At 33.5% G+C, this 25,251-nt stretch carries 21 protein-coding genes and 1 tRNA gene; 8 read left to right on the forward strand and 14 right to left on the reverse strand.

Translation table 11 applies throughout. The features are described from left to right. Positions 1-5: 5 nt before the first annotated feature. Positions 6-2,261: a carboxy terminal-processing peptidase gene (locus ACEN2K_RS13165; protein WP_441759797.1), complete on the reverse strand. Its 2,256-nt coding sequence runs from the start codon at positions 2,259-2,261 to the stop codon at positions 6-8. Positions 2,262-2,460: 199 nt separating this feature from the next. On the opposite strand from ACEN2K_RS13165, the gene surE reads away from it, so the two are divergent. The 5 genes from surE (at position 2,461) to ACEN2K_RS13190 (ending at position 7,302) form a co-directional block, all read left to right on the forward strand. Further along, a complete protein-coding gene (gene surE / locus ACEN2K_RS13170) occupies positions 2,461-3,240 on the forward strand; it encodes a 5'/3'-nucleotidase SurE (RefSeq protein ID WP_441759798.1) in 780 nt (259 codons plus the stop codon). Next, positions 3,200-3,505 carry a hypothetical protein gene (locus tag ACEN2K_RS13175; RefSeq protein ID WP_441759799.1) on the forward strand — a complete coding sequence of 102 codons (306 nt, stop codon included), beginning with the start codon at positions 3,200-3,202 and terminating at the stop codon, positions 3,503-3,505. Before surE ends, ACEN2K_RS13175 begins: the two co-directional genes overlap by 41 nt. An 86-nt stretch (positions 3,506-3,591) precedes the next feature. Beyond that, positions 3,592-4,707 carry a lipid-A-disaccharide synthase gene (lpxB, locus tag ACEN2K_RS13180; protein WP_441759800.1) on the forward strand — a complete coding sequence of 372 codons (1,116 nt, stop codon included), beginning with the start codon at positions 3,592-3,594 and terminating at the stop codon, positions 4,705-4,707. 18 nt (positions 4,708-4,725) lie between these two features. Then, positions 4,726-5,223: a C40 family peptidase gene (locus ACEN2K_RS13185; RefSeq protein WP_441759801.1), complete on the forward strand. Its 498-nt coding sequence runs from the start codon at positions 4,726-4,728 to the stop codon at positions 5,221-5,223. A 39-nt stretch (positions 5,224-5,262) separates the two neighbouring features. Continuing rightward, positions 5,263-7,302 carry a ComEC/Rec2 family competence protein gene (locus ACEN2K_RS13190; RefSeq protein WP_441759802.1) on the forward strand — a complete coding sequence of 680 codons (2,040 nt, stop codon included), beginning with the start codon at positions 5,263-5,265 and terminating at the stop codon, positions 7,300-7,302. A 6-nt stretch (positions 7,303-7,308) separates the two neighbouring features. On the opposite strand, the gene ACEN2K_RS13195 is transcribed toward ACEN2K_RS13190, so the two are convergent. The 5 genes from ACEN2K_RS13195 to ACEN2K_RS13215 are packed head-to-tail and all read right to left on the reverse strand — an operon-like array spanning position 7,309 to position 14,630. Then, positions 7,309-7,767 carry a thioredoxin family protein gene (locus tag ACEN2K_RS13195; RefSeq protein ID WP_441759803.1) on the reverse strand — a complete coding sequence of 153 codons (459 nt, stop codon included), beginning with the start codon at positions 7,765-7,767 and terminating at the stop codon, positions 7,309-7,311. 41 nt (positions 7,768-7,808) lie between these two features. Then, entirely contained in the window at positions 7,809-9,350 is a 1,542-nt protein-coding gene (locus ACEN2K_RS13200; protein WP_441759804.1) for a peptide MFS transporter, read from the reverse strand. A 39-nt stretch (positions 9,351-9,389) separates the two neighbouring features. After that, positions 9,390-10,904 carry a peptide MFS transporter gene (locus tag ACEN2K_RS13205; protein ID WP_441759805.1) on the reverse strand — a complete coding sequence of 505 codons (1,515 nt, stop codon included), beginning with the start codon at positions 10,902-10,904 and terminating at the stop codon, positions 9,390-9,392. Between the two features lie 35 nt (positions 10,905-10,939). Further along, positions 10,940-12,454, reverse strand: coding sequence for a peptide MFS transporter (locus ACEN2K_RS13210; protein ID WP_441759806.1), 1,515 nt, complete (start codon positions 12,452-12,454; stop codon positions 10,940-10,942). 7 nt (positions 12,455-12,461) lie between these two features. Further along, complete coding sequence (locus ACEN2K_RS13215) at positions 12,462-14,630, reverse strand: S9 family peptidase (protein ID WP_441759807.1); 2,169 nt, start codon at positions 14,628-14,630, stop codon at positions 12,462-12,464. A 181-nt stretch (positions 14,631-14,811) separates the two neighbouring features. On the opposite strand from ACEN2K_RS13215, the gene ACEN2K_RS13220 reads away from it, so the two are divergent. Beyond that, positions 14,812-16,128 (forward strand): hydroxymethylglutaryl-CoA reductase, degradative, encoded by a 1,317-nt coding sequence (locus tag ACEN2K_RS13220; RefSeq protein ID WP_441759808.1) that lies wholly within the window; start codon positions 14,812-14,814, stop codon positions 16,126-16,128. Positions 16,129-16,173: 45 nt separating this feature from the next. Then, complete coding sequence (locus tag ACEN2K_RS13225) at positions 16,174-17,085, forward strand: GYDIA family GHMP kinase (RefSeq protein WP_441759809.1); 912 nt, start codon at positions 16,174-16,176, stop codon at positions 17,083-17,085. 111 nt (positions 17,086-17,196) lie between these two features. On the opposite strand, the gene ACEN2K_RS13230 is transcribed toward ACEN2K_RS13225, so the two are convergent. The 6 genes from ACEN2K_RS13230 to ACEN2K_RS13255 form a co-directional block, all read right to left on the reverse strand. After that, entirely contained in the window at positions 17,197-19,293 is a 2,097-nt protein-coding gene (locus ACEN2K_RS13230) for a peptidylprolyl isomerase (RefSeq protein ID WP_441759810.1), read from the reverse strand. A 107-nt stretch (positions 19,294-19,400) separates the two neighbouring features. Beyond that, a complete protein-coding gene (locus ACEN2K_RS13235; RefSeq protein ID WP_441759811.1) occupies positions 19,401-20,660 on the reverse strand; it encodes a hemolysin family protein in 1,260 nt (419 codons plus the stop codon). Between the two features lie 3 nt (positions 20,661-20,663). Continuing rightward, positions 20,664-20,858 carry a hypothetical protein gene (locus tag ACEN2K_RS13240; protein ID WP_441759812.1) on the reverse strand — a complete coding sequence of 65 codons (195 nt, stop codon included), beginning with the start codon at positions 20,856-20,858 and terminating at the stop codon, positions 20,664-20,666. Between the two features lie 18 nt (positions 20,859-20,876). After that, the gene (lptC, locus tag ACEN2K_RS13245) at positions 20,877-21,431 is read right to left on the reverse strand and encodes an LPS export ABC transporter periplasmic protein LptC (RefSeq protein WP_441759813.1); all 555 of its coding nucleotides are present in this window, start codon (positions 21,429-21,431) and stop codon (positions 20,877-20,879) included. 44 nt (positions 21,432-21,475) lie between these two features. Continuing rightward, complete coding sequence (locus ACEN2K_RS13250) at positions 21,476-22,726, reverse strand: hypothetical protein (RefSeq protein WP_441759814.1); 1,251 nt, start codon at positions 22,724-22,726, stop codon at positions 21,476-21,478. Further along, entirely contained in the window at positions 22,719-23,453 is a 735-nt protein-coding gene (locus tag ACEN2K_RS13255) for a type III pantothenate kinase (protein ID WP_441759815.1), read from the reverse strand. The genes ACEN2K_RS13250 and ACEN2K_RS13255 overlap by 8 nt, the downstream gene beginning before the upstream one ends. Before the next feature lie 100 nt (positions 23,454-23,553). Here ACEN2K_RS13255 and ACEN2K_RS13260 point away from each other — a divergent pair. Then, a tRNA-Phe gene (locus tag ACEN2K_RS13260) sits at positions 23,554-23,626 on the forward strand. Positions 23,627-23,709: 83 nt separating this feature from the next. On the opposite strand, the gene ACEN2K_RS13265 is transcribed toward ACEN2K_RS13260, so the two are convergent. Together ACEN2K_RS13265 and ACEN2K_RS13270 are read right to left on the reverse strand one after the other, a co-directional pair. Further along, positions 23,710-24,330, reverse strand: a complete 621-nt coding sequence (locus ACEN2K_RS13265; protein ID WP_441759816.1) for a 3'-5' exonuclease — start codon at positions 24,328-24,330, stop codon at positions 23,710-23,712. Beyond that, positions 24,331-25,251 (reverse strand): DUF294 nucleotidyltransferase-like domain-containing protein (locus ACEN2K_RS13270; protein ID WP_441759817.1); only part of this gene is annotated, 921 nt, incomplete at its 5' end.

The raw sequence follows: 25,251 nt of genomic DNA on the forward strand, positions 1-25,251 counted from the left end.
ACTGCTTATGATTTTACTAATTTATCTTTTTTTAGTTTAGTTGTTACGTTCTTTTTTACAACTATTTTAGTTTGTAAATCATCTAAAACATTTAAAGCTTCTTCAACATAAACATCTTTTGATAAACTTTCATGCCATCTATCCCTTTTTTCTTTCAAAGTACCGTCTTCTTGCATTTGTGTAATCTCATAAGGCAATGAGGTAAACTGAAGATTATTTTTGTATTTTGATAAAGGTCTGTACATTTTAGCTTTTTCTTCAATTGCATTTTGAGCAATTTTAAACTTTTCTAAATTTAAGCTATACGTATTTTCATTGCTACGGCTATCAATCCATTTAGCATTATCTTCGATTAATTTAAATTGTTCATTCTTAGCAATTCTTTCTTTGCTATTGTTAATTGCTTTATTAAAATTTTCAGTCTTGTCCCATACAGTATAAGGTGCTGCATCTATTTTATCCCATGGCATTGCATTATCAACATCACGCTCTCCCATTTTTAAATAAGCATATCTATCCGGCATTACCACATCACTACTCACTCCTTCTAATTGCGTAGAACCACCATTAATTCTATAAAATTTTTGAGTAGTAGTTTTCAAAGCTCCTAGATCTCCTACGGTACTGCTACGAACAAACTGGTTCAAATCGATAACATTTTGAACAGTTCCTTTACCATACGTTTGTTTACTACCTATGATAATTCCTCGTTTATAGTCTTGAATGGCTGCAGCCAAAATTTCAGATGCAGATGCTGAAAAACTATTTACCATTACCACTAATGGACCGTCCCATTCAATTTTTTTATCTCTATCGTATAAAACTTCTTTTTTTCTTCCCGCTGATTTTATTTGAACAATAGGACCTTCTTGGATGAACAATCCCGCAATATCAACAACAGTAGATAAAGATCCACCACCATCATCACGAACGTCTAATACAATTCCATCTACTTGTGCTTTCTTTAATCGCTCTACTTCAATAGCGATATCTTTACCAGCGTCTCTACCATCTCTATTTTCAAAATCAATATAGAATTTTGGTAAATAAATAACTCCATATTTTAGTCCGTTTTTATTAACGATACTCGACTTAGCATACGTCTCCTCAATTTCTACAATATCTCTAATTATCGAAATAATTTTTATAGTTCCATCTACTTTTTTAACTGTTAAACGTACCTCAGAACCCTTAGGTCCTTTAATTTTTTTAACAACATCATCAAGACGCATTCCTACTACATCAACTGCCTCACCATTTCCTTGAGCTACTTTCATAACTAAATCTCCTGCTTCAAGTTGTTTACCTCTCCAAGCTGGGCCACCAGAAATAAGTTCAGAAATCTCAGTAAAATCATTTTTCTTTTGAAGACGCGCACCAATACCTTCTAACTTACCACTAATACTTACATCGAAACGCTCTTTTTCTTCGGGAGCAAAATAATTAGTATGTGGATCAAAACGTGCCGTTATCGAATTAATATAAACCGAAAACCAATCTTGTCTGTCCAAATCATTCATGAATCCAAAATACTCATCAAGTGATTTTTGAGCACTTTCGCGTGTTTCTTTTTCTAATTCTGCAAAAGACTTGTTTTTATCTGAATCAGCATTTTTCGCTGTACTTTCAACTAATTTATCTCCAGTTTGCAGTTTCGCTACACTATCATTTTCAGTAGGCTCTGCTATACCTTTACTTCTATTTTCTTGAATTTTCAAGCGATCTGTCAAGGAAGAAAGCGTTGATAACTTAATTTGTTTGCGCCATCTGTCTTTAAGTTCAGTGGCGTTTTTAGCGTAAGCTGCTTTTTCATAATCAGTATTAAAACTTTCGTCAATAGAGTAGTCAAAAGGTTTACTTAGTACCGTTTTATAAATCCCTTTACTTTCTTTCATTCTTTGCATCAAACGATCGTATGTAAGGTTGAAAAAAGTTAAGTCTTTATTCATTAATTCATCATCTAAATCTGTTTCGAATTTAGAAAACTCATCGATATCTGACTGTAGAAAAAATCGTTTAGAAGGGTCCAAGGCTTGAATATAATCCTTATAAATCCCTTTTGAAAAATTATCATCTATAGTAGCTGGGTTGTAATGCCCTTTTTCAATCACAAAAGTCAACAACTCTAAAAGCAATTTATCCTTATCGGGGTCTGGTTCATTTCCGGACTTAATTTTAAATGCAAACAACGTTACTGAAAGCAACAATATAGTCAGGAGTATTTTATAATTTCTTTTCATAAAGATAATAATTGTATTCATCCAAATTTTTAAACTAAGTTACGGTAAAAACTATGCCAAGAGCCGTGAGCACTACATAATTTTTTGTTAAAGATATAAAATAGTTTTTTTGTTTTGGCTTTAATGGTCCAAGTTAATAAATTTTGTTTCCTTTGTTTTAAATAGACAACAACATTAAAAACCGCTTGTTCAAAGCGCGTAATATACAACAAAATATACTATGACAAAGACTAAACCATTAATTTTAGTAACCAATGACGATGGTGTTTCGGCTCCAGGACTAAGAGCATTAATTGATGTTATGTCACAAATAGGAGAAGTTCTTGTAGTAGCACCTGATAAACCACAAAGCGCCATGGGGCATGCCATTACTATAAATAGCACGTTGTATTTGAACAAACTCTCAAAAGAAAATGACCTTATCACAGAGTACAGCTGCTCAGGCACACCAGTAGACTGCGTGAAACTTGCGGTTAATGAAATTTTGAAAAAGAAACCAGACCTATGCGTTTCTGGTGTTAATCACGGATCAAACTCCTCAATAAACGTTATTTACTCTGGCACGATGAGCGCCGCAGTTGAAGCAGGTATTGAAGGTATTCCTGCAATAGGATTTTCACTGTCAGATTATGACTGGAATGCTGATTTTGAAACTATAAAATCATTCTTACGTAAAATCACATTAGAAGTTTTAAACAACGGACTTCCTAAAGATGTTGTACTGAATGTGAATTTCCCGAAGTTAAAAAAAGAGGAAATTAAAGGAATAAAAATATGCCGTCAAGCAAAAGCAATGTGGGCCGAAAAATTTGACAAAAGAATTACGCCTCAAGGGAAAGATTACTATTGGCTGGCTGGCGAATTTGTCAATTTAGACAAAGGAGAAGATACTGATGAATGGGCTTTACACAATGGATACATCTCCGTTGTTCCTGTACAATTTGATTTAACAGCGCATCATGCTTCACAAGAACTTAACTCATGGCAATGGAATGAATAAAAGTGCCATTATACTAGGCGTAATTTTAGGCTTTGTAGGAACACTATTTGGTAGTTTTCTTTTCATAAAGCTCTTTACCTCTTTTGATTTTAATAATGGAATACAAACCATGAAGTTACAGGGCACTTTAGGCAAACTAATTACATTGGGTTCTATCCCTAATTTACTTATTTTTGCTGTTCTACTAAAATTGAATAAAGAAATGATGGCTCGTGGAGTGATATTATCCATTATCATTATGGCATTTGTAACCATGTTCGTTTAAAAATAACATTTGATTTGTTTGACGATTACAGTGCAATAATTAATTTTGAAAAGCAGAAGCTTTAAAACTAATTCATACTCATAAAAATGAAATACTACATTATAGCGGGAGAAGCATCAGGAGATTTACATGGAGCTAATTTAATGAAGGCTTTATATAAAGAAGACACTAACGCAAATATTAGGTTTTGGGGCGGCGATTTGATGGAACAAGCAGGAGGAACTCTTGTAAAACATTATCGTGAATTAGCTTTTATGGGATTTGTTGAAGTCCTATTTAATTTAAAAACAATTTTAGGAAACATTAAAGTTTGTAAAAAAGACATCTTAGAATTTCAACCTGATGTGATTATTTTTATTGATTACCCTGGCTTTAATATGCGTATTGCAAAATGGGCAAAAGAGATGGGTATCAAAACTCATTATTATATTTCCCCTCAAATATGGGCATGGAAAGAAAATAGAATTAAAGCTATTAAACGCGACGTAGATAAAATGTATGTCATCCTACCCTTTGAAAAGAGCTTCTATGAAGACAAACATCATTTTCCAGTAGAATTTGTAGGCCATCCGCTGATTGATGCTATTCACAATCAACCGGCAATCGACCCTACAGTTTTTAAAACAGAAAATGATTTGAATGAAAAACCAATCATAGCATTGCTACCTGGAAGCAGAAAACAAGAAATCACTAAGATGCTTGCTGTCATGCTAAGTGTTGTTGACGATTTTCCTGATTACCAATTTGTAATAGCTGGTGCTCCTAGCCAAGATTATGAATTCTATGAAAGGTTTATTACTAACAAAAACATTAAATTTATATCTAATAAAACGTACGACTTATTAAAAATTGCAACGGCTGCTTTAGTTACCTCTGGAACAGCCACTCTGGAAACGGCTTTATTTAAAGTTCCCGAAGTAGTTTGTTATAAAGGAAGCTGGGCTTCTTACCAAATTGCAAAACGCATTATCACACTGAAGTACATCTCATTAGTAAACTTAATAATGGATGAAGAAGTTGTAACGGAATTAATCCAAGAAGACTTCAATTCAAAAAACATAAAAACAGAATTGAACAAAATACTGCAGCCTAGCCATCGTGAAAAGTTATTGCAACAATATGATTTGTTAGAAAAGAAGCTAGGAGGAATTGGTGCAAGTAATAAAACGGCTCATTTAATCGTTAAGGATATAACAAAATAATCTTTAGAAAACCGTCATTTGAAAACCTTCGTCTATTTTACATTAGCCATCGTACTTTTTACCTCATGTAAGTCTGCTTCACCAATTAGCACATCTAGCTCTAAAAAAAAAGAAAAAACAATCAGTAAACTAGCTGATAATATTATCGATAGTGCTTCAGAAAACTTAGGCGTAAAATACAAAACTGCTGGCACTACAAGTGCTGGATTTGACTGTTCAGGATTAGTTTATTCGACTTTTGAATCTTTTAATATACCACTTCCAAGATCCTCTTTTCAACAGGCAAAAGTGGGTATTGACTTAGGTCGAAATATTTCAAAAGCACAAAAAGGAGATTTAATCTTTTTCAAAACCAACCATCGTTCGCAAATTAACCATGTAGGCATAGTTACAGAAGTGCATGATGATGAGCTTTTGTTTATCCATACATCAACTTCTAAGGGGGTCATTATATCCTCGACCAAAGAACCTTATTATCAAAAAACCTTCGTGCAATTAAATCGCGTTATCCTCTAAAAAAAATATTTTTATATTGCTAAAATTCTGTACTTTAGAATGATGAAAGTACTTAAATTCCCTTTAGCGAGAATTACGTTATCCTTTGTTTCAGGAGTGCTTTTTGCTTTTCTGCTAACGCCAAATAGCATAGTACTTGGTAGCATACTTTTAACAAGCTTACTAGCGCTATTTCTTGTTAACGTTTCTGAAAAGAAGAGTGGCAAGGAAAACGTAATGAGTGCAGTTTTAATTTACTGTATCGCTTTTTTTGTTGGAGCCAACACGTTAATTGCACATACTGAATCTTATCAAAAGTCAAATTATGTAAACATCAGCTCTATTTTTAGTGACCCTCACGATATAGAAATTATTATTAGAGAAAAAATAAAAAGCTCTAAATACCACGAACGATACATTGCACTAGTATCTAAAATAAACGACAAAAAGAGTAGCGGAAAAATTATTTTAAACATTTCAAAGAAGGCAACAAACCGCATTTTAGAAACGGGCAATTATTTGAAAATTACTGCACAATTACAAAAAAACAAACCTCCTACTAATCCTAATCAATTTGACTACGGCAACTACTTAAATAAAAAACAATTATATGCACAGTTGTATACTGACGAAGTTGGAATTGCAGTTAGTACTTTAATAAAAAAAGACATTTGGTATTACAGCGCTAAAATAAAAGCAACTATCATTCGTAATTTAAAACAAAATCATTTTAACGACAAAGAATTAAATGTAGCTGTAGCATTATTGATGGGACAGAGACAAGACATCGCTCCTGAACTAATACAAAGTTATCAGTATGCAGGCGCCATCCATATATTATCTGTTTCAGGCCTGCATGTGGGATTTATAATCCTATTTCTAAACTTTGTCCTCAAACCTATTCCTAACACTAAGAAAGGTTCCTTTACTAAATTAATCATTACCCTAATTGTATTGTGGCTTTTTGGTGTGATTGCAGGACTATCTCCTTCTGTACTGCGATCTGTAACTATGTTTTCTTTTGTTGCCGTAGGGTACAATTTGAGACGAACAGTAAATATTTACCATACATTGCTGGTTTCGGTATTTGTAATTTTACTGTTCCAACCTTATTTCTTATTTGACGTAGGTTTCCAGTTAAGTTATATAGCCCTTTTTTCGATTATTTGGCTACAGCCTTTACTAAAATCAATCTGGACTCCACGATATAAATTCACAGCATCTGTGTGGAACATCTTGACCGTTTCTATCGCAGCACAAATAGGCACATTACCGCTGACTATTTATTATTTTCACCAATTTCCCGGCTTATTCTTCATTACTAATCTAGCCATCATTCCGTTACTGAGTGTAATTATGTTTCTAGGAATTATTGTGCTATTGCTAGCTGGGTTTGGTTTTGTACCTCTTTTACTTTCGAAGCCGTTAGAGTGGAGCATTTTCTTATTAAACAGCATTGTCAATACTATTGCATCATTTGAACAATTTATCATAAAAGACATACCACTTAATTTCTACGTATTACTCACCTTATATCTAGTAATCGTCAGCACTATTCTATGGTTAAAGAAACCCAGCTATCATAAACTCGTATTTGCACTTCTAGCAATTATAATGCTCCAGAGCAGCAAACTATATTCGAGTTATAAAACAGAGACAGAAAGGGAGTGGATTGTTTTTAATGCCAAAAGAAATAGTTTGATAACGGAACGAAATGGCAAAACAATTTCATTATTTGCTAATGATAGTATATTAAAAAATCCTACTAATAATCAAACCTTAAAATCCTATTTGGTTGCTAATGCTAGTACTATCAACCATCATGAATCACTAAAAAACCTAAGTTATTTTAAAGGAAATAAAATTATCATTCTTGATAGTACAGGTATATACCCTCCGAATCTGAGAGCTGATATCATCGTTATTACCCAATCTCCTAGGCTAAATTTAGATCGGCTTTTACAGTCTATTAAACCCAAGCAAGTGATTGCTGACGCTTCTAATTACAAAAGCTTCGTTCAAGACTGGAAGAAAAGTTGTTTAAAAGAAAAAATCCCTTTTCATGCTACTGCCGAAAAGGGATTCTATAAATTGAATTAAAAAACTTTATATTTTCAATATTTGGTTAGCTACTGCAAGCCATGCTTCTGGTCCACCAGCTACATAGCCAGTACTCCCTAAACCTTCAAAATTCACTTTACCATCTAACTTCACACCTTTGGCAAAATGGATGGTTGGAAAACCTTGTATACCAAAAACTTGTTGCAAGTCATTATTTTGATTTTTGATTTCAGGAGTTTGAGGTGTTCTTCTTGGATAATCTAATTCAACCAAAATTACATTTTTATCAGCCCATTTAGCAAACTCAGGTGTTTTTAAAACCTCTTTTTGCAATCGGATGCACCATCCACACCAGTCACTTCCCGTAAAGAATAACAGCAAAGGTTTGTTTTCCTTTTCACTAATTGTTATCGCTTCCTTTACATCAGTATGCCATACCAAATCTTGAGAATGCACAAACTGTGTACCTAAAAGCAGTAACAATACAATAATTATTTTTTTCATTTGATCAATTTTAATGTCATTGTAACAAAAACAATACCTTTTTATTTTACACCGTGCATTAATTTTTTCATTAATGGAGAAAGTACTACCATCAAAAGTCCTGCCCCAATTGGAACAATAGTAAAGATAAGAAAGAAAGTGGACAAACTGTATTGAGCCGTAATAGTTTCAATCATTCCTCCCATAGATCCCGCAATTTTGTTTCCTGTACCTATGAATAAGTAATACACTCCAAACATAATTCCAATCCACTTTGCAGGCACTAATTTACTCACATACGACAATCCAACTGGCGAGATACATAATTCTCCCAGAGTATGAAACAAGTAAGCAGCGATCAACCAGAACATACTAACTCTGATTACTGAGTCCGTATCAATTCCCATACTTCCGTATGCTAAAAAACCAAATCCTAATCCTAATAATGTAAGCCCTAAACCAAATTTAAGTGGCCCAGATAAATTGTACTGACTTTCCCACCATTTAGAAAAAACTGGGGCAAACACTACAATAAATAAGGAGTTTAAAATACCAAACCAAGTTGCCGGAACTTCAGTATTCGTAGAAGAGAACTCTCTTCCTACTTTCCAAAGCACGATAGCCCATATAATTACAAAACTTATTGATAAAATAATATTTCCTATTGAATATTTTTTAAATGTTTTAGAGAACAATTTAATTAAAACGTACGTGATAATTAATAAAGGGACAATTGTCAATAAAGTATCTGCAATTTTAAAAAGTGAAGCACTACTTCCAAACAATTCTCTTTGTGTAAATTTCTCAGCAAAAATAGTCATAGACCCACCTGCTTGTTCAAATGCTGCCCAAAAGAAAACGGTAAACACTGAAAATATTAATACGGCAATAATCCTGTCGCGTACTACATTTGCAGGTACTTTCTCTAATGCTGCTTTATCTATGGACTCTTGTTTTGAAGCCGCTGTAGGTTTCAGACCAATGTTACCAAAAATATTTTGTGTAAAATAAAACTGTAACATTCCAAAAAACATGAAGATTCCAGCTAAACCAAATCCCCAACTCCAAGATATTTTCTCACCAATGTATCCACAAAGCATAATTCCTAAAAATGCACCAGCATTAACTCCCATATAATACAAAGAGTATGCTCCGTCTTTTTTCTCAGGATGGCTTTCATAAGCATTTGATATGATAGAAGTCATATTAGGTTTAAACAGTCCGTTTCCTATTATTAAACAACCAATACCGATATATAGGAACAAAGGAGTTTCTACAGCCATAGAGGCATGCCCCAGTGTCATTGCAAGTGCTCCTAAAATTACCGCCCATCGATATCCTAAATACTTATCAGCAAGAAAACCTCCAATTACTGGGGTAAAATAAACTGACATAGTGTAGGTACCGTATAAACCTAAAGCATCTTCTACACTCCATGCCCAACCGCCTTTGGCAATTGAAGAAGTTAAAAACAATACTAATAAAGCACGCATTCCATAATAAGAAAAACGCTCCCACATTTCTGTAAAAAATAGTACAAACAAACCTGCTGGATGTCCTAAAACAGAATCTTTAAAAAATTGATCAGAAGTATCTTGACTCATATAAAAAATATTTAATTATTGATTATTTTAAATTACTTACTATTTTTCGTTGTCCTCAGCACCGTGAGTTAAACGTTTCAATGGTTTTAACAATAGGATAAATAATGTTCCAATAATAATTGTGAATATTAATATTCCCATAAATACAGCATACTCTCCTAATTCACTAGCAGACTCACCGATTATTCCAGCCACTTTATTCCCTAACCCTGTAGCTGCAAAGTAAACACCCATCATTAATGAGGCATACTTAACAGGAGACAATTTAGTTATAAAAGATAACGCTACAGGTGAAATACATAACTCTCCAATAGTATGAAATAGATAAGCCATAACTAACCATAACATGCTTGACGAACCTGACTTTTCAAATTCCATGGTTGCAAAAACCATGAATAAAAATCCAAATCCCATAATTACAATACCTATTGCCATCTTAAAAATGGATGAAGCTTCCTTCCCATTCAATTTGCGCTTAGCCCAATAAGAGGCAACAATAGCAGCAAATATAATAATAAAACCAGCATTTAAACTTTGGAACATTACAGTAGGAACCTGCATTCCAAGTAGCATTCTATCTGTTTTAGAGTCGGCATATAAATTCATTAATCCCCCTGCTTGCTCGTAAGCACCCCAAAAGATGATTACCATGATGAAAGACAATAATAAAACTAAGAAACGGTCTTTATCTTGTTGTGAACCCAATTCTTTGTAAATCATCATCATTAAAGCAGCAATCACTGTTAAAAATAAAAATAATAAACCAAATCCCCATCCTAAACTATACCATCCAAATATTGAAACCACAGTTAATATAACCGTGAAAAGCAATTGCTTTTGTGAAGTCAATAAATTTTTAAAAAGCAGTCCGTAAGAACTTTCGTCAACAACATTTGCTTCTTGAACCTCTAAGTTACCTACATGCGTCAGGTATTTTTGTCCCCATAAATAAACAACAAGACCAAAAACCATAGCGATACCTGCTAATCCAAAACCAGCATGCCATCCCCATTGTGCAACAACAAATCCAATTACCATTGTTGCTAATAATGATCCCGTGTTGATACCAATATAAAAAATACTAAATCCTTTGTCCCTACGAATATCTCCTTGTGCATATAAGCCTCCTACCATGGTAGAAATATTTGGTTTCAACAAACCTACACCTAGAATTACTAAACCTAATCCAGTATAAAAAGCCCATGTATCTGTAAACACCAGTACACCGTGACCAATACAAAGAACAACAGCTCCAAGCAAAACAGCTTTCTTTTGACCTAATAATTTATCGGCTATCATTCCTCCCGGAATTGACATTACATATACTAACATGGTATACCAACCATATAAAGCTAATGCTTCTTGACTAGTCCAACCCAATCCTGGCCCTCTCGTATCTCCCATGGTTTCTGTAGTCATGTAAAGTACAAGCAGTGCTCTCATTCCATAATAAGAAAAACGTTCCCACATTTCTGTAAAAAACAATATAAATAACCCAATTGGGTGACCAAACAAAGTTGGTTCTAAATGTGCATCAGTAGTGGTTTTTAACATAATTCTTATTTTGATTTTATTAGTTTAATTATTCTTTATTTTACTTCTTGCATTAATTTTTTTACCAATGGGGAAATAGCTATCAGAACTACTCCAGCAATTAATGCATAAATTGCAAGGTCTTTATATCCATCGGCATAAACCGTTAATTTTTCTAGGTTAGAAGCATTTTCAGAAGCTTCGGCAATATTAGCACCTAATATTCCCGCAAAATATTGACCATAAGCACTCGCCAAGAACCACATTCCCATCATTACTGCTTGTGTTTTATGAGGCGAAAGCTTTGTCATTACTGACATTCCTATTGGTGAAAGACATAATTCTCCAAATGTAATTATAAACCATCCAAAAGTAAATAAATCTAATGAAGTTTTTCCAGAAGCATCAGCGAAGAACTTAGTGTAATAAAACACATAAAAACCGCCTGCTAAAAACAGGAAGCCTAATCCAAATTTCACAACAGTGTTAGGTTCAATTTTTTTTTTGTGCATCCAAATCCATACCAATCCCAGCAGAGCCGCAAAAATAATAACAAATAAAGAGTTAGCTGAGTTATTCACCCCATTAGGATCTAGCGTTATTCCTAAAACAGTATTATTGAGGTTATGAGCAGCAAACAAACTTAACGAACCGCCGCTTTGTTCAAAAAATGCCCAGAAGAAGATAGAAAAGATGATAAAGACTAGGGCTGCAAATAATTTTTTATTTTCGGCCAATGAGAAATTTCTCATTTCGTAAAAAAGATACAGTAACGAACAAGGTCCAATAATGTACATAAATATATCAGTATATCCTGTATTAGACACCATGGTCATAATCACAGGAATAATAATTAGTGATCCAAGGTAAGTTGCGATTTCAAGGGTTTTCCTTTTTGATTTTTCTAAATTGGCAAGAGGAGAAAGGCCAATTTCGCCTAAACTTTTTTGGGTTTGTGTAAAGGTTAACAAACTAATAAGCATTACAAAGGCAGCAAAACCAAAGGCTACATTCCAACGCAATGCAACTGGCACTAGTGAACTTAGCATCGATCCATTTGCAACAGCAATACACAAATACCCACCTATTAATGCTCCTAGATTTACTCCAGCATAGAATAAAGAAAAGCCTGCATCTCTGCGGTGATCATCCTCTTTATATAATTTACCGACCATCGTAGAAATGTTAGGCTTAAAAAATCCAGTCCCGATGATGGTAAAACTGATACCAAAAAAGAAGAATTGTTTAGGATCGAAAGCTAAAATCATGCTTCCTACTATCATTAACAAACCGCCCCAAAAAAGTGATTTCCGGTAGCCTAGAATTTTATCTGCAAATAAACCTCCAATAAAAGTAAACGCATAGACAAATGCTTGTGTAGCTCCGTACTGTAAGTTAGCCACTTGGTCGTTCATCGCCAACTGATTCACCATAAAAATAACAAGCATGCCTCGCATTCCGTAAAAACAAAAACGCTCCCACATTTCGCTAAAAAACAAGTACCACAATTGTTTTGGATACTTGCCTTTGAAATTTTGAATTTCTGCTAAAGTCAAATTGGTAGTGCTCATTACCGGATTATAGGTTTGCTTTGATAAAATTAGTCATCTTATTATACAACTGTATTCTAGTCATTCCACCGTAAATTCCGTGATTTTTATCTGGGTAAATTTGCGAGTCAAATTGTTTATTCGCCTGAATTAAAGCTTCCATCATTTGCATCGAATTTTGCACATGCACGTTATCATCTCCACTTCCATGAATTAAAAGAAATTTCCCTTTTAAACCATTTACATAATTTATAGGAGAGTTGTCATCATAACCACTTGCATTTTCTTGTGGGGTTTGCATGTATCTCTCTGTATAAATACTGTCATAGAATCTCCAGTTAGTAACAGGAGCAACAGCTATTGCCATTTTGAAAGTATCATTTCCTTTAAAAAGACAATTAGAAGCCATAAATCCACCATAGGACCATCCGAATATTCCAATTCTATCTTGATCAACATATGGATAATCCCCAATTACTTTTGCAGCATCAATTTGATCTTCAACTTCATATTTTCCTAATTGCAACTGTGTTACTTTTTTAAAATCGGCACCTTTGAAACCAGTTCCTCTTCCATCGACACAAGCAACGATATATCCTTGCTGAGTTAACATCATAAACCAATAATCATTAGAACTATTCCATTGGTTCGCTACTTGTTGTGAACCAGGACCTGAATACTGATACATAAAAACAGGATATTTTTTAGTAGCATCAAAATCTTTAGGCTTTAATATCCAAGCATTTAACTCATGCCCTTTAGCTGTTTTTAGTACAAAAAACTCTTTAGTTGGTAAATTATAATCTTTATTTGTAGCTGCTAAAGCCGCATTATCTTCAATAACCTTTAACTGCTTACCCGTTTTAGCTTCATTTAATGTATAGCGCGTAGGTTGAGAGGCGCTAGAAAACGTATTGATATAATATTGAAAGTTAGGATTAAAGGTTGCGCCATTTGTTCCTATTTCATTAGACAATGCTTTCTTATTTTTACCATTTAAAGCAATACTGTAAACTGCTCTGTTGATTGAACCGTTCTCGGTAGACTGATAAAAAACCGTACTTGTTTTTTCATCAAAACCATAATAAGAAGTTACTTCCCAGTTCCCTTTAGTTACTTGGTTTTTTAATTTTCCGTTTTTATCATAAACATAAATATGATTGAAACCACCTTTTTCACTAGTCCAGATAAAACTATTGTCTTTCAAAAAAGTTAAGTTATCCGTAACATCAACATAAGCTTTATCTTTTTCGTTTAAAACCACTTTAGCTGCTGCTGTAGTTCCATCAATAAATACTAAGTCAAGATTGTCCTGATGACGATTTAAAATTTGAGCAGATAATACATTTGCGTCATTAGTCCACTGCATGCGAGCAATGTAAAAATCATTATATTTTCCTAAATCAACCTGTTTAGTAGCTGCAGCTGCAACATCATAAATATGCAATGAAGGGATCGCATTTTTCTCACCAGCTTTTGGATATTTGAATGTTTCCACTGTAGGATACAAATCCTTATGAAACATTGACATAGAAAACTCAGGAACTGCACTTTCGTCAAAACGAATGAAAGCTATTTTCTTACTGTCTTTACTCCAGTCAAATGCCTTTACGAAGGCAAATTCCTCTTCATAAACCCAATCAGTTATACCATTTATAATGGCATTTTTCTTCCCATCAGTAGTTATTTGAATTGTATTCTTTGTGGCTATAGTATAAACAAATAAGTTATTGTCTTTGGCATAAGCAATCATTCTCCCGTCTGGAGAAAAAGTGGGCTCTTGTACTTGAAAGTCAAACAGCTTGGTTAATTCTTTATTGATTGTGTTGTATAAATAATAGTCCGCGGTGAAGGAATGTCGGAAGATTTGCTTGGAATTGCAAGCTATTAAAATCATCTTTTCGGTAGCGTCAAAAGTGTAGCTAGAAATGTTAGGAAAATCCTTTGAATAATTACTTGTATCAAATAAGGTATTGGTCTTTTTTAAGGTAGCAAAATCAAACAAATCAATTTGCTGTTCTCCCTTTTGGTCTTGGTTCAATACCGTATATTGATTGGTGTTTTTCAAAGACTGTAGTTCGTCCATTCCTTGGGCACGAAAACCACCCATATAAATTTTTTCAACTGTAATTTTTTGTTGTCCAAAAACGGTGAAACACAAAAATAAAAATAAGACCGAAAATTGTTTAGATTTCATACTATTGATTTATATGTAAAAAAGAGTCCAATTTTAGTGAAAATTTTACAATTAATTTACATTTCATGTGTTAAATATTAAAAACAATATTATTCAGCAGCTACTAATGGCAACAATTTAATACGATACAAAAGCCCTAAATCTGTATATTTGCGGTAAATTACATTATAATCAATTGAAAATGAATAACCCCATTGCTGGATTTTCAAAATTATCCAAAGAAGAAAAAATAAATTGGATTGCTAAGGAATATTTCACAACTCCTACAACTGCAATTGCATTGTTAAAAAGTTACTGGAATTCAGATGCAAAACTGCAAAAGCTACACGATGAATTCATAGAAAATACACTCACCAATTTTTATATTCCTCTTGGAGTTGCTCCAAATTTTTTGATAAATAACAAATTCAGCACCATACCTATGGCGATTGAGGAGAGTTCTGTGGTTGCAGCAGCATCCAAATCAGCTAAATTCTGGTCTACACGTGGTGGTTTTAAAGCTACTGTTATCAATACCGAAAAAATAGGTCAAGTTCATTTTATCTACAAAGGTGACGAGTCAAAACTAGTTTTATTTTTCGCACAAGTGAAATCTAAATTTTTCGCGAATACGGAAAGCATTACAAAAAACATGCAAAAACGTGGTGGCGGTATTTTAGACATCATCTTACAAGAGAAAACAAATTTACTTCCCAATTATTTTCAGCTGCATGCGACTTTTGAAACCAAAGACAGTATGGGCGCTAACTTTATCAATTCTTGTTTAGAACAATTTGCAAAAACATTAAAAGAGGAAGCATTAGCATTCGAATTATTTACGGCCGAAGAAAAAGAAATACAAGTCATAATGAGCATTTTGTCGAACTACGTACCGAATTGTATTGTTCGTGCCGAAGTTTCATGCCCAGTTGAGGACTTAAAAGAAAAGCATATAGAAAACCCCTTAGATTTTGCCCAACGATTTGTCCAAGCAGTTCAAATTGCCGAGGTAGAACCTTTTAGAGCAGTTACGCACAATAAAGGAATTATGAACGGGATTGATGCAGTAGTACTCGCCACAGGAAATGACTTTAGAGCAGTGGAAGCAGGAATTCACGCTTATGCAGCAAGAAGCGGTCAATACTCTAGTCTTTCTCACGCCAAGATCGAAGACGGCATCTTTAGCTTTTGGTTAGAAGTGCCCTTAGCACTTGGAACTGTAGGAGGCTTAACTTCTTTACATCCTTTGGTTAAACTTTCTTTAGAAATGCTCGAAAACCCTTCAGCTCAAGAGCTAATGGAAGTGGTTGCAGTCGCTGGTTTAGCACAAAATTTTGCTGCCCTTCGCTCACTCACCACTACGGGTATCCAAGAAGGGCATATGAAAATGCACCTGAACAATATTCTGAACCAGTTTGACACTAATGACGACGAAAGAAGCAGTATTAGCAAACATTTTAAACATCATGCAGTTACACATAGCGCAGTGGTTGACTTTATCGAAGCAATGCGAAAATAATTTTTAGAAAGCTGTCATACTACCGCTCGGAAAAACTTATAATGAATGAAGAAAACTTTTTATAGCAACGGAAAACTATTGATAACGGGAGAATACCTCGTATTAGATGGTGCCAAAGCACTTGCATTGCCAACTAAGTTTGGCCAAAACTTGATTGTGGAGGAGGGATCGAATAATGAAATTGTATGGAAAAGCTATGATGCCGATGACAGCATCTGGTTCCAAGACACCATATTGTTTACTGATATTATTGAGCCAAAAGTACATTCTGAATCTGTAAAAAGCACATTAATTAAGATTTTGCACGAAGCTTACTTAATGAACCCTCAATTTTTGAACAGTAGTTCAGGGTATACAATTAGAACGCAGCTTAGCTTTCCAAAAAAATGGGGACTAGGCACCTCTTCTACTTTGATTAATAACATTGCTGAGTGGGCTTGTATAGATGCATTTAAGCTACTTAATTCAAGTTTTGGAGGAAGTGGTTATGATATTGCTTGCGCTCAAAATGACACCCCTATAGTATACTCCCTAAAAGAAGGAAAACCTATTGTCCAAAACATAACTTTCGATCCTGACTTCTCTGAAAACATCTATTTTGTTTATCTCAATAAAAAACAAAGTAGCAAAACAGCCATTGCCAACTATCAGGATAATAAATCTAGTCATTTAGAAAAAAGCATAGCTAAAATTAACCGATTAACAGCAGAAATAATTCTTTCAACGAAAATCGAAACTTTTGAACACGCAATAGAGAAACACGAGGTAGAGATGAGTCACGTTTTAGAAACTAGTACAATTAAAGAAACACTGTTTCCTGATTTCAACGGACAAATTAAAAGCTTGGGTGCTTGGGGTGGTGATTTTGTAATGGTCACTTCACAAGTTAATCCTAAAGCTTATTTTCACTCAAAAGGATTTGACACCTTATTATCTTACGAGGAAATGATTTTATAACCGTTGATACTATCTCAACTTACTATTTAAAAAGCGATACAAAAACGCATAAAAAAACTCGATACTAATTATCGAGTTTTTTTTATGGAATTAATAATAACTACTTATATATTAGTAATTAAATTGTTTTCTATTGTCTTTAATATCTGCATTGTCTTTAAGAGCAGGTAATACTCTGTTTACATCCCCAGCAGACTGTGCTTTTAATTTTGCCACATAAGGAGAAAAATCTTTTAGAGCTGGCGCTTTTACGGTGCTGATGTTTTTAACAACATAAACTCCAGTGTTCCCTTCAATAGGAGCTGACATTTTATTAGCAGCTAATGCAAATGCATTTCCTACTACTTTAGCCTCTTGACCTACACCCGCAAGTGTTGGATTTTCAAGAACTACATCAGTAGCTTGCTGAACTGTAGAACCTACCGTTTTAGCAATTGCCTCTAAAGAGCTTCCTGTCATTTTAGCTTTTATGATTGCTGCTTTTTTCTTGTTTTTAAGAATAGATTCAACATAAGGTCTTGCTTGTGTTACTGAAACTAATCCTGAATTATCAATGCTTTTTACTTTTGCAATAACGTGACCCACATTAGCCACCTCAAAACGTTTTACAGCACCTACTTTAGAATCATCTTCAAATGCCCATCTTACAATAGATCTTTGATTTCCTAATGAACCAAAGTTTTCTTGCATTGCAGATACAGTAACTGGAGCTGAAACTGTAAGTCCCATTTCTTTTGCAACTTTATTAAAATCTTTATCAGTAGCATCCATTTCAAATTTAGTTGCCTGTGTAAATATTTTATCTGAAGTTGCTTCTGAAGCTTCCACTTTTTGAGCAACAGTTGCTAAACGTATTCCGTCTTGTTTATCAGTAATTTTAATAATATGAAAACCAAAAGGAGTCTCTACTAAACCTACTTTACCAATACCGTTATTAAATACAAAGTCATTAAAAGGCTTCACCATTTGGTTTGGACCAAAGTATCCTAAATCACCACCTTGTTGTGCTGATGAATCGTCAGAGTTAGTATAAGCTAACATTAAGAAACTATCAGGATTTGCATTAACTTGTGCTAAAATAGCTTCTGCTTTTGCTTTAGCATCTTCTTTAGTTCTGATTTCTTTTTGATTTGGAACCTGAGTTCCTTCATAGCTAATTAAGATATGACTTGCTTTAGCATTTACTCCTAACTTCTTACCCATCGATTTAGAAATACAGTAGTATTTTCCAAACATATAAGGACCATAAACTTCACCTGGCGCAAGATTAAATAATTTATCAGCATCAACCGCTGGTAAGTCTTTCTTAGCAATGTACGTAGAGTCATAAGGAACATCGGAGTTTGAGTTTACAAACTCAATTGTATTTTTAGCAGATTTGAATCCTGCTAAAGTATCATTTTTACCTGTAGCTTGGTTGTATACCACACTTCCAGATAATAATCCGTTTATTTTAGATTTAACTTCAGCTTCATCTTCTTTCGAAGCTTTGTCTTCGATTAAAACATATTCTACTTCACGAGATTCATCAGCTTTGAACTTTTTCTCGTTTTTCTTCATATAATCTACAATTTCAGCATCAGTAACTTTTACTTCACTGTCTTTAACTGTTGAGTACAATCCAGCCACATAAGCAAAGTTCACTTTATTAGCTTCCATTTCATATTTCAACTTAGCCTCACTTGCAGTAGCAAATACAGCCGATTTTATTAATGTATTATAGATTTGAAATTTTGCATTTAACTCAGCATCTTTTTCTCTGTCTTTCAAGTATTGGGCTTGAGCAGGATTAGATTTAAAATATTCCTTGAATTTTGCAATATCAAAGATACCAGCTGCATTCATAAACATTGGGTTTTTACCAATATTTTGATCTGCTTTTAAAACTTCTAAAATGTGTTTTTCTCCAACTCTAAGTCCCAGTTTTTCAAATTCAGAAGTTAATAAAGCTACAGAAACCTCTTGATCCCAAACTCTATTTGCTGCAGCAGTAGAAGTAATTCCTTCACCGCTTTTTTCAACATTACTCACTTTGATTCTGAAATCTTCAAATGCTATTCCATTTCCATTGATACTTCCTACATCTTTAGATGTACTGTTGAAAGAACCACTTTTGAACAAATCACCTATGATAAATGCAAATAAACCTATTGCGATTACTGCAATCATTAAAGCGGAACGTTGTCTAATTTTTGATAAAACTGCCATTTTTATTGTTGTTAATTTTATATTCAGTTTGCGAAAATACAATTATCTAATTAATAATTATACTAGTAGCGTTTTATTTTACAAAAAAAATAATTTTATAAAATAAATCACTCTTTTATGGTTAATTTAACCAATTCAATCTTCTTATTTGTAGCCTCTTCAATTTCAAAATGATAGTTACCAATAGCTATCTCCTCTCCTACCTGTGGAATTTCTTTGGTAAAATCTACAATAAATCCCCCCAAAGTACCATAAGAATCACTCTCAGGAATCGCTAATTTATATGTTTGATTTAAATACTCTACATCAAAACGTGCTGAAAAAACGTAAACATCCTCTTCCAGCTGTTTTTCAATTAATTCTTCATCTGAATCGTGCTCATCTTCTATCTCACCAAACAGTTCTTCTACAATATCTTCAATAGTTATAATTCCAGATGTTCCTCCGTACTCGTCTAGAACCACAGCAACGCTTTTACGTTTTTTAGTAAGCAGACTCATCACGTCTTTAATAAAAATAGTTTCAGGAACAAATTCTACCGGAATGATAACAGACTTTATGGTCTTTGGTTTTTTAAATAAATCAAAAGAATGCACGTAGCCCAGAATATCGTCGAGTGAATTTTGGTAAACTACAATTTTAGAATAGCCAGTCTCAATAAACAAGGCTTTTAAATCATCAATGTGATCAAATAATTCAATAGCCACTATCTCTGTCCTTGGACTCATCACGTCTCTCGCTTTCACACTAGAAAAATCTAAGGCATTTTGAAACATTTGAATTTCTGAATCTACTTCTTCATCATCTTCCACCGTACTCATTTGCTCATTGATGTAGTCTCCTAATTCTACTTTACTAAAATAAAGCTGAATTTGATCCCCATCAGTTCTAAAAAATTTCTTTAGCACAAAATCAGATACCCAAATAAAAAATGTAGAGACAAAGTAAAACAGCTGATAAAACAAATAAGCCGGAATAGCAAAAACCTTAATGAGCGTATTGGCATAAATTTGAAAAAACACTTTCGGAAAAAACTCCGCAGTGATTAAAACCAACATCGTTGATAATACCGTTTGAATAAACAAATTAGATAAATCTGAAAAATGATAAGGCAAAGTACCAATCCATTGCATTAACAACTCTCCCATAAAAAAACCATAAACCACCAGTGCTATATTATTACCAATAAGCATGGCAGCAATGAATTTAGAAGGTTTTTCAGTAAGCTTAGTAAGTATTTTTGAAAGAAAATTATCTTGCTTTTTTTCTATCTCAAGATATATTTTATTCGAAGATATAAATGCAATTTCCATCCCAGAAAAGAAAGCACTTAGTATTAAGCATAATATTATAATGCTAACTTCCATATACTAAGATTTGTTTTTACGGTCTTCCATCCTTTTAGCAAAGTTCCTCCTGAAAAAGAACATAAAGATTGCTACACTAGCTATCAGAAGACTCAAGATAGGAGTAGCATCTGGCTCATTCCATTTTGCGATTCCATCGTAAATAAAGTACAATCCAAAGATAAGGTAAATGTAAGGTGTATATTTCATGTAACCCATAAGATGCAATTTTGATATTTATTCGGCAGAATCGAATTCGCCCGTTATTCTTTGTGAATTTACTACTTTAAAATCTCTACTAAAGTCAATTCCTTGACCATTGGAAGACCCTTTTACGTCAGTAAATTTAAACTTTTTTTCAGTAAAAAACCATTCGTTCTTCTGGTCGTAATACAATTGTTCTGTTTCAAGAACTTGTCCTTGCTCTGTAGCAATCTTCACTTTTCCTTGCAAATCTATGATTCCAGTAAGCTTATAAGAAACCGCATATTTAGAAGTAACTCTTGTTTTTTTACCCTTTTCATCATAAAAAGTAACATCGATTCCTTTTGGAAATTCAGTAAAAGGGAAGTTCACACTTGAAAAATCCAACATTTTAGGACTAACTAAAACAACTTTTATAAGACCTGAATCGGTGTACTTTAAATCGACATTATCAGCATCACCACTAGGAGTAAATTCAGTGTAATTAATTTTTTGAATTTCTTTAAAATTACTCTCACACCCAAAAAACAGAGTCACAGCAAGAGCTGTGACTAAGTGTAATATTTTATATTTTTTTAATAAAGTCATCTATCAATATTGACTAAGAGGTATATAAATATAAGGTTTTATTATTAATCAAATTTTCTTTTTTGAAACCACTTGTCATTAAAAGAAAAACCTACACTAACATTAGCATAATTTTCCTGCACTAATCCTGCAGAAGTTGTTCCTCTTTTTCCTAATTCTAAACCAATATTCACATTAGAAAATGTTCCAGAAACAGGCATACCAACCCCTAGCATAACACCCATATTATTTATAGATTCAGAGTTGATCATCAATCCAGTTTTCTCATATTTCAAACCTCCTCTATAAACAATTCTTTTAGCATAATTATTAAATGAATTATAGTTTGGAATATAATAACCTCCTAAACTAACACTTCCATATCTACCATAACCAACATTATCAGCTTCATTATAAGTGTTTGCTTCACCAGGAGATTTTTGGTAAGAAATCTTTCCTCCAATTAACCATTTTTTAGATTCACCAATACCAGCACTTAAAGATATTTTACTCGGAAAAGTCAAATCTCTATTTACGTTTTGTTCATCAAGAACATCCACTACAGCCACATCAAAACCTGAATTATACAATACAGTAGAAATATTTCTAGTGTTCTCCGACTTTAACGTACTTTCTAATGCATAATTAACACTACTGTAAGCCATTAATTTGTCACTAATTTTAGCTTGGAACATTGCACCAATATTAAAATTAAAACCAGATAACACAGAAGAATTTGACTCGCTGGTTCCTACCGGAACATCTGTAATAAACTCTAAGCTGTTTGTTTGGATAGTACCAAAATTATAATTCACATCGGCTCCAAGACTAAAATTTGGAGTGATTTTATAACCCGCGCCTAGGAATGCTTTATTCAAACCTCCCGTACCACTATAGCGACTATTAGTTCCAGTACTTCCGTCAGATAACGATTCAATTTTATAACCTACTGAAGAGTAAGGAATCAGACCAAAACCTACTCCTAATTTCCCCAATGGCAAACCTACTGCTAGATAGTCTAAAGTAGTTCTTCTTGCATTTTCAGTTTTAGAATCAGATTTTAATTTAGTAGTATAATAAGTACCTCCCACAGTAAATGTGGTCAATTTTAAATTAGCAAAACTAGATGGATTCTCTAAATTGATATGTATACTGTCTTGCTCTACCGCAACACCAGCCATAGAACGACTTTCGACAGTTCCTTTAAACCTTACATCACCGATACCGTAAAAAGAATATGGAGAAGAAGTTCCTTCTTGTGCAAAGGAAACTAGCGATAAAAGCAAACAAGCGCTTACTATAATTTTTTTAATCATTGTTGATTTTATATTGAAAAGTTTGGTTCAAACTCTCTAATAGAAAATTTGAATTGGCAAATATGGTATTTTTTAATCGTTTAGCCAAAAATTCTGTATCTCCACCCGTTAAAATTATTATAAAATTTGCGCTTAGTGCTTTATATTCATCTATAAAACCATCAATTTCATAGACCAAACCATTTACCACTCCGGAGTGAATTGACTCAGTTGTAGATTTACCCACAAAATCCTCCGCATCTTCTAATTTCAGTAAAGGAAGTTTAGATGTAAAATTATGCAGCGATTCATAACGCAAACGCAAGCCCGGAGAGATAGCGCCTCCCATATAATTATCATCAGCATCAATGAAGTCATAGGTAACACAAGTACCTGCATCTATGACTAATCTATTTTTATTAGGAAATTGTAAGGTTGCACCAGCAGCAAGCACCATCCTATCGATACCCAAGGTTGCCGGAGTTTTGTATCGATTATTAAAAGGTAAGGGATCATGATGAGATATAAAATAAACTTCGAGATCATTTTCGAATTCTAAAAAAGCATCTTTTTCAATATCTCCAACAGAGGCAACAATTAAATGAGTAATTTTTTTAAAATTTTTTACTGTTTTATATAGCACTTCGAAAAGCTCTTTTTTGTCAAAAACAAGGTGTTTTATTAGGTTATTCCCTTCAAATACAGCACCTTTTATTCTTGTATTTCCAACATCTATAGTTAAAATCATCCTATTCCTTTTTGATTTGACGAAGGTACGAATAGATTTTTTTTAAAAAATGTATTGCACAAACAAAAAAACATTCTATATTTGCAACCGCAATAAGCGCGGTACCTTAGCTCAGATGGTAGAGCAATGGACTGAAAATCCATGTGTCCCTGGTTCGATCCCTGGAGGTACCACAAAACCCAAACAGCAATGTTTGGGTTTTTTGTTTTTATTAAAAAAAAACGTATTTTAATTCCCTGCTCTCCAAACAAGCATATTATTGATTTTTCAATTTGGCTTTCAGTTTTAAAAAAATTAATGCAGTAATGTAAGCATCTCCAAATGCTGTATGCCTATCACTTTTCTGAATTTTAAAAATACTGCATAATTCGTCTAATCCAGTGTGCTGGTCTTCCTGCAAACCTTTAAATTTTTGATATAATTTATCTGTATCGATTATTTTATTTTTCAATTTCCCACAACCCATTCGTTTTAACGCCTGATTAATCATCTGAACATCAAAACGCACGTGGTGACCCACAATAATAGCGTCCTTTATAAATTCAATAAATTGAATCATAGCCTGACTTTCCTTTAGCTTTTCCTCTCTACCGTCCTTTAATATACCATGTATAGGTACAGATTCTTTTTTAAAAATATCTTGCAATAAAAACAATTCTAAATAATCATTAACTACTATTACATTTCTATGAATTGCAATAGCGCCTATTGACAAAATTACATCGTTCTTAAAATCTAAGCCAGTGGTTTCTGTATCAAAAACGACAAATCTTTGTTCGTTATTTTTATCTGCTTTAGTGTCAAAGCAAGCCAAGTAGTTTTGCCAAAATACTGGATATTGTTTTCTATCTTTTATAAACCAATCGAGTAGCTTCATTTATGTAAAGTAAGTAAGTTGAAAACGAGTTTTAAGAATTTCTTGAACCTCACGAATGGGATGAAATGCATTTTTAAGCTTTACCTTATCTAATTTTGATAATTTATTTAAATCCAAATACCTCCCACCCGAATTACTTGCAAATCCTTCAAGAGTCCTAAATTTTTGTAAAACAGAAAATGCTTCAGAGCAAGCTTCATATATGGAGGCATTTTGCGGCTCTACATTAGCCAGTTCTTTAAATCTTAAGAGCGTATTATTTACCTCTACAATTTTTTGATCTAGACATAACAACCGAGCAGCATCTATAAGAGGCATTAACCCCCGCCCTTTCAGGTCAAAACTATCTTTATGTTCACCATCTTTTTCTATTAAAAATTGCCTAAAAAAACCTAATGGAGGTGGGTTTTTTAAAGCATCTCCTCCTAGATACGCAAAGAAAATTTGGTTGTCACTGATGTTTTTAAAAATAGCATCTGTTATAGCATCGACCAACGCTTTATCTCCATAAACAAAATCATAATCAAAAAATATGGAGCACATAAGAATCCCTTTTTCTCCTGGATTATGTATCCATGAATAATACTGTGCCTTCCATTCTGTTAGAGACTTACACCATAAAGGATTACTAGCCATCATTTCAGCTGGGCAGTATTCATATCCCACAATATTAAGCACATGGGTAACATTTTCCGCTAATCGCACAAAATAATCTTTAACTTCATCATATTTTTCTTTAGATACTTCTTCAAAAACCAACGCATTATCTTGATCTGTCAAAAGCAGCTGTTCTTTACGTCCCTGACTTCCTATATTTAGCCATGCAAATTTAGCTGGCGGTTGCTCCTTCATTTTTAAAATAGATAATTCTATCGCTCTTTTTGTGATAGCCGTATTGATCTCGCCAGTAATCTGACAAAT

The organism is Flavobacterium sp. W21_SRS_FM3 (genome assembly GCF_052113625.1).
Classification (GTDB): domain Bacteria; phylum Bacteroidota; class Bacteroidia; order Flavobacteriales; family Flavobacteriaceae; genus Flavobacterium.